The sequence below is a fragment of the Arthrobacter sp. 05T442 genome (assembly GCF_056395945.1).
Genome location: NZ_JBFTKM010000041.1, coordinates 1 through 4826, shown reverse-complemented (window position 1 = coordinate 4826; position 4826 = coordinate 1). Strand labels below are relative to the sequence as shown.

Below are 4826 nucleotides of genomic sequence, written 5' to 3'. Positions count from 1 at the left end.
ACGCTGACCCAATTCACCGCCGGAGGCCTCGACTATAACTACCCGTGCCCAACAGTCCCGCCGAACCCGCCGGCCCCGCAGCCTGAGGAAGTCCCGACGCCCGCTCCGGCGCAGACGCCGGAGCAATCTCCCCGCCCCGCGTACGCCCCGCACCCCATCAGCTACAGCACCTCCCAGGCCAGTACGTTCCTGGACGGCTCCGGCGCCGGGTTTCATTGACCGATCGGCCACCCCCGGGTCACTGCTTATGGCTATCCGGGAGCTGCCCGGTTGGGGCTGTGCGCGGCCGCAAGAGCCCCGACTTCACCCGTGGGCAGGCGAGAATGATTCGACCACGCTCCGGTCCCGAACCGGTCCGAGCCACCAGCGCCTTTCGACACATTGAACAGCCTGTCCGGCCAGAGCGGGGGGCCGGGTTGGAAGCCTCCGCTCGCGTCGAGACAGCTATGAAAATGCCCCGAGAGAAAGTGCCCGGGACCATCAAACCCGGGTTAGTGTCACTGTCGGCGTGGACAAGGATTCCGGCAGCTTCCCAACTCATCCCGCCAAAACCCCGGGGCACTCGATGCTAGGCGAAGCTGGGCACCAGCAGATTCCGGAATTCCGAGGCATGGAAGATGAGTGGGTCCCGACTGTTCTCCGGAGTGGAGTATCCGTGCACCCTGAGCAGCACTACGGTGTGGTCCCCGGCTGGTATCTCGTTTTCCACTGAGCAGTCGAGCCAGAGTGAGGCCTCGTCCAGCAGTACGGCACCGCATGACGTGGCGCTCTGCCCGACACCGGTGAAGCGGTCGACGGATTTGGCTGCGATCTGGCGGCAGATGTCCGTCTGGTCCGCCGCCAGGACGGAAACACCGATTCGTTCGCTGTTCCTGATGAGTGGCCAGGTCCGGGAGGAGTTCCGCGCGGCGAACATCACCAGCGGAGGATCGAGTGAAACGCCGACGGTGAAGGTCGAAGCCACGATTCCCTCCGGCGCACCGTCCACGATCGAGCATAGGGTGGCCACCCCGGAGGGACAATGTCCGAAGGCTTCCCGCAGGGCGGCCGGGTTCAGATCATCGTTCAGAGACAAAGGATGCTTCTCTCTGCGGAGCGGAGTTGTCGGCTTGGCTGCGCCCGGCGGCCGCCGCGAAGCCGTTGGCCGGTCGGTGCAGCCCGTAGTGTTCGCGCAGGGTCCGTCCGGTGTATTCACGACGGAAGAGTCCGCGGTCCCTCAGGATCGGGGCAACCTCGGCCGCTCCCAACTCGACCCCGCCGAGCACCCAACCGGCTGGGCCCAGGCGCACCAATAGAGATTTGACGACTACAGGGGTCCTGGCGACCATGCTCCCCCAGCCGGTGCTACCCTGTCCTGAGGCCGTGAGAGAGAACGAGGAGGTGGTACCCGTGAACATGTCGACGTGGGTGCTCCCCTTAGGGGTCATGGTCGGACGATAGGGTCGTCCGGGAGCGCCCTTCAACGAGCACTCCCCGAAAGGCACGACCATGCACTTTACTTCCGAACAGCGCCACGAAGACGGCGTCCTCGAACGCGAATTCACCCTCAATGGGATTCCCGGCGTCCTTTGGACGCCCCCAACTTCTCCAGCGCCGCTAATACTGCTCGGCCACCCCGGCGGCCTACACAAGATGTACCCCCGGCTCTCAGGACGCGCCCGGCAGTCCGTGGCGCACGGCTTCGCCGCTGCCACCATCGAGCTCCCCGGTAGCGGTGACCGGCCCCGATTGTCCGACGCTAAGCAGGCCCGTGCCGAACTGCGCCGGACGCTGGCGGCCGGAGGCCCTCTCGATGAGATCGTCGACCGGCTGATCACCCCGCTGGTTAATAAAGCGGTCCCGGAATGGCAGACCACCCTGGACGCACTTCTTTCACTGCCCGATATCGATGGCCCGGTCGGCTACTCGGGCGGCCCTATCGCCATCGGCATCCGGCTCGCGCTGGTCGAACCGCGCATCGCGGCCGCCGGCCTGTTCGCCGGTAGCTTCGTGCCCCGTGCCATGTTCGGGGAGGCCAGCCAGGTCAGGATTCCGCTGCATGTCCTGCTGCAATGGGACGACGAAGGAAATGACAGGCAGCTGGCATTGGACCTGTTCGACGCCCTCGGTTCCCAGGAGAAGACGCTGCAAGCCAACATGGGCGGGCATACCGGCGTCCCCGACTTCGCCGGGGACGACGCCGCCAGGTTCTTCGCCCGGCACCTAAAGGGAAGCCGGACCGCCACGCAAGAGTAGCCCTTAGCACCACAGGCAGACTTGGGCTGCCGCCCATCACGGACAGTTCCCGGCAGCGTAGGCCCTCACCTCGTCGATTGGCCAAAACCACCCCCGGTTCCACTCCAGTGACAATTTAGAATAGTCATCCCAGGCCATCAGCCTGGTCCGCTGAGGTTCCATGTCCATGAAGGAGCGAGGTCCTCCTCAGTTGATGATTTCGCCCCGCCCGTCTGCACGGAGTGCTGCCAGACGTTTTTCCACGCCCGGCAGCACTCCGTGCGCCAGTCCGGTCCAACCGGCGACTTCACCGATAACCCTGAGCGGGGCCGCGCTGCGATATGACCGGCGGGGTTGCCGGGGAATTTTTTATCGGTCACATTCGCGTCGTCCAGGCAAGCCCCGGTCGGTTCGACGGCGTAGACGCGCGGGGCGCCGTCAACTGCCGCGAGTCCCCCGCGAGTCCCGCACAGTCAGGAAGAGCGGACGCCGGGAAGCCATCGCTCGCCGGGATCTGATTGAGGGCAATGTGGCCACAACCGAATAGGTCTATCCGGGACCCCACACACCCGGAACATCAGATCAGAGGCAAGAGCGTGCACAATGTGCACACGAAGAACATCCAAAAAGCCCCTGAACAGGGAGAACACGTGCCCGAGGTGGAACTCGAACCGGGTTCCGGCCCTTGCATTTGCGCCACTCCCGCGAAATCCTCCGCAATCCGGCCCAGTCCGGCACCCGTACGAACTGATCCAAAGCCCAGGGTGTGCACTTTGTGCACACCCTCATTTTTACCCACTCCAGGGCCCCTAACCAGGCTGCCTAAACGGTCGCGCGGACGGGGCGCGATTTCGCTCCGACGTGAAGGGGGCCTCCGGAACCGAACCGGCCTGCTTGCCGCCAGCATTCAACGACCCGGCCGGACTGTTGAAGAATACCTCCGAGGAGCGTCGGCTGGCCCGGAAGGGCCCGGCCTGGATTTAGATCGTTCTGCGACGGACGCAGCTCGGCGTCGGCGCCGTTTCCCGCGCCGACTGCGACCGATATCCGTCGTTCGGGACGGTCCCGGCCAGGCCTACGCGAGGTGGGCGGCCATGATGGATCGCAATGACCAGAGGCCCGTAGGCAATGCGACGAGGCGGGAGCATTCGCTACCAGCGATCGCGGACGGGCGCCGTCCAGCCACCGCTGATGAGTGCCGAAGGAGGCCTACCTCTCGTACCAGCCCTCGAGTAAGGCGCGTCCAAGGGTGCCGTTGAACAGGTTGAACATCAGCAAAGCAGGCGTTGACTCTGGGTCAATGTCGATCTTCTCGGCGGCGAGGGCGAGGACCGCAAAGATGTAGCGGTGTTTCCCGGTGCCCTCGGGAGGCCCGGCGCCGACGTAGCGTTTCAGCCTGGCGTCGTTCGGAAGCTGAAATGCGCCCGGCGGGAGGCCCGAGCCCGACTCGTCGCCAGCGCCTCCGGGGAGTTCGGTGACGTCGGCGGGAATGTTCACGACGGCCCAGTGCCAGAAACCGGTGACCGTGGGCGCTTCGGGGTCGCACATGGTGACCACGAAGCTCCGCGTCTCTGGTGGGAACCCGCTCCAGGAGAGCTGCGGGGAAACGTCTTCGCCGCCGGCGCCGAAGATGCGGCTGACCTGCGGCATCGACAGCTTCCCGCCCTCCCGCAGGTCGCTGCTGGTCAGTGAGAATGAGGCCGCTGCGGGGAGGTTCTCGTAGGGGTTCCGGGTCATCTGACTTCTCCTGTGTCCTGAGATAATTGAGGTGGCCGGCAGCTCCGCGTTCCTTCAACTTGATGCGGCCGAACCCGAATTTCGACCTCCCCGTGCGGGTACCGACCTACAGGTCTTCTTCGCGGAGCAGGGCGAGGTTGCCGGACGCGAAATGGCCGTCGCAGATAGCGGCCAGAAAAGCTGGGAACTCTCCTGTCCCGGAGCGGTTCGAATTTTCCATGCCCTCATCTTAGGGTCAGAACTCGACCAAGAGTAGGTAGGCATCTTCGGCGTCCCGGATCCGCAGGGAAGGCAGCTCCTGGGGCCGGTCGTAACCCGAGCGTGCCCAAACGGTGGCTCACCTCCGGAGATCGTGGCGGAGGAAGTGCACGGATGGTCGCCACGGACTTGGACCGGGCCGCAGTGAGGGTCTGGGCCCGAGGTCGCTGGCGGCCGTGAAGTCCAGGAACTGACAACCGCCCGGCCCTAGCCCGGCTCCTTCTTAGTCGTCCCGGGACCTTAGCCCAATCCCTTCAGCGCCAGCGCCCTCCGCAGCGCCTTGCGGGCATGATCGCGGCGCCAACCCGTCGTCGCGCTTTTCGCAGCCCTTTCCGACCGCCCATAGCGGGTGGCGATGTTCGTCGTGACAGCCCTGCGTTCACGCATCGAAAGCTCCATTGCCCACACTGCAGACACTGCGGACCCAGACGCTGAGGGCTTCGTCCCAACCAGCCGACGCATTTTCTCCCTGTTGCCTCATTGCAATACCTCCGGGAAGGGTGATTCGTTGCCTCATCTGAAAACCTCCGGTTGAGTGCTTCGTTGCCTCATTGAAGAACCTCCGGAACTTTCAGTTGTTCCAGGCCCGGTTGATGGGTTTGACGGTGGCCGGTTGT

General features: G+C 64.8%; 5 protein-coding genes and 1 pseudogene. 2 read left to right on the top strand and 4 right to left on the bottom strand.

Annotation, left to right across the window (positions count from 1 at the left end; all coding sequences use genetic code 11):
• Window positions 1-219 (top strand): annotated as a pseudogene (locus AC1DES_RS19045) (hypothetical protein); the annotation flags it as partial.
• Between the two features lie 349 nt (window positions 220-568).
• Here AC1DES_RS19045 and AC1DES_RS19040 read toward each other — a convergent pair.
• Together AC1DES_RS19040 and AC1DES_RS19035 are read right to left on the bottom strand one after the other, a co-directional pair.
• Window positions 569-1075 (bottom strand): flavin reductase family protein, encoded by a 507-nt coding sequence (locus AC1DES_RS19040; protein ID WP_476897261.1) that lies wholly within the window; start codon window positions 1073-1075, stop codon window positions 569-571.
• Window positions 1059-1427: a hypothetical protein gene (locus AC1DES_RS19035; RefSeq protein ID WP_476897260.1), complete on the bottom strand. Its 369-nt coding sequence runs from the start codon at window positions 1425-1427 to the stop codon at window positions 1059-1061. The genes AC1DES_RS19040 and AC1DES_RS19035 overlap by 17 nt, the downstream gene beginning before the upstream one ends.
• A gap of 61 nt (window positions 1428-1488) precedes the next feature.
• Here AC1DES_RS19035 and AC1DES_RS19030 point away from each other — a divergent pair, with 61 nt between their 5' ends.
• Window positions 1489-2235 carry a dienelactone hydrolase family protein gene (locus AC1DES_RS19030; protein ID WP_476897259.1) on the top strand — a complete coding sequence of 249 codons (747 nt, stop codon included), beginning with the start codon at window positions 1489-1491 and terminating at the stop codon, window positions 2233-2235.
• Window positions 2236-2372: 137 nt separating this feature from the next.
• On the opposite strand, the gene AC1DES_RS19025 is transcribed toward AC1DES_RS19030, so the two are convergent.
• Both AC1DES_RS19025 and AC1DES_RS19020 read right to left on the bottom strand, forming a co-directional pair.
• Window positions 2373-2687 (bottom strand): NAD(+)--rifampin ADP-ribosyltransferase, encoded by a 315-nt coding sequence (locus AC1DES_RS19025; RefSeq protein WP_476897262.1) that lies wholly within the window; start codon window positions 2685-2687, stop codon window positions 2373-2375.
• A gap of 736 nt (window positions 2688-3423) precedes the next feature.
• The gene (locus AC1DES_RS19020) at window positions 3424-3951 is read right to left on the bottom strand and encodes a YbhB/YbcL family Raf kinase inhibitor-like protein (RefSeq protein WP_476897258.1); all 528 of its coding nucleotides are present in this window, start codon (window positions 3949-3951) and stop codon (window positions 3424-3426) included.
• Window positions 3952-4826: the final 875 nt, after the last annotated feature.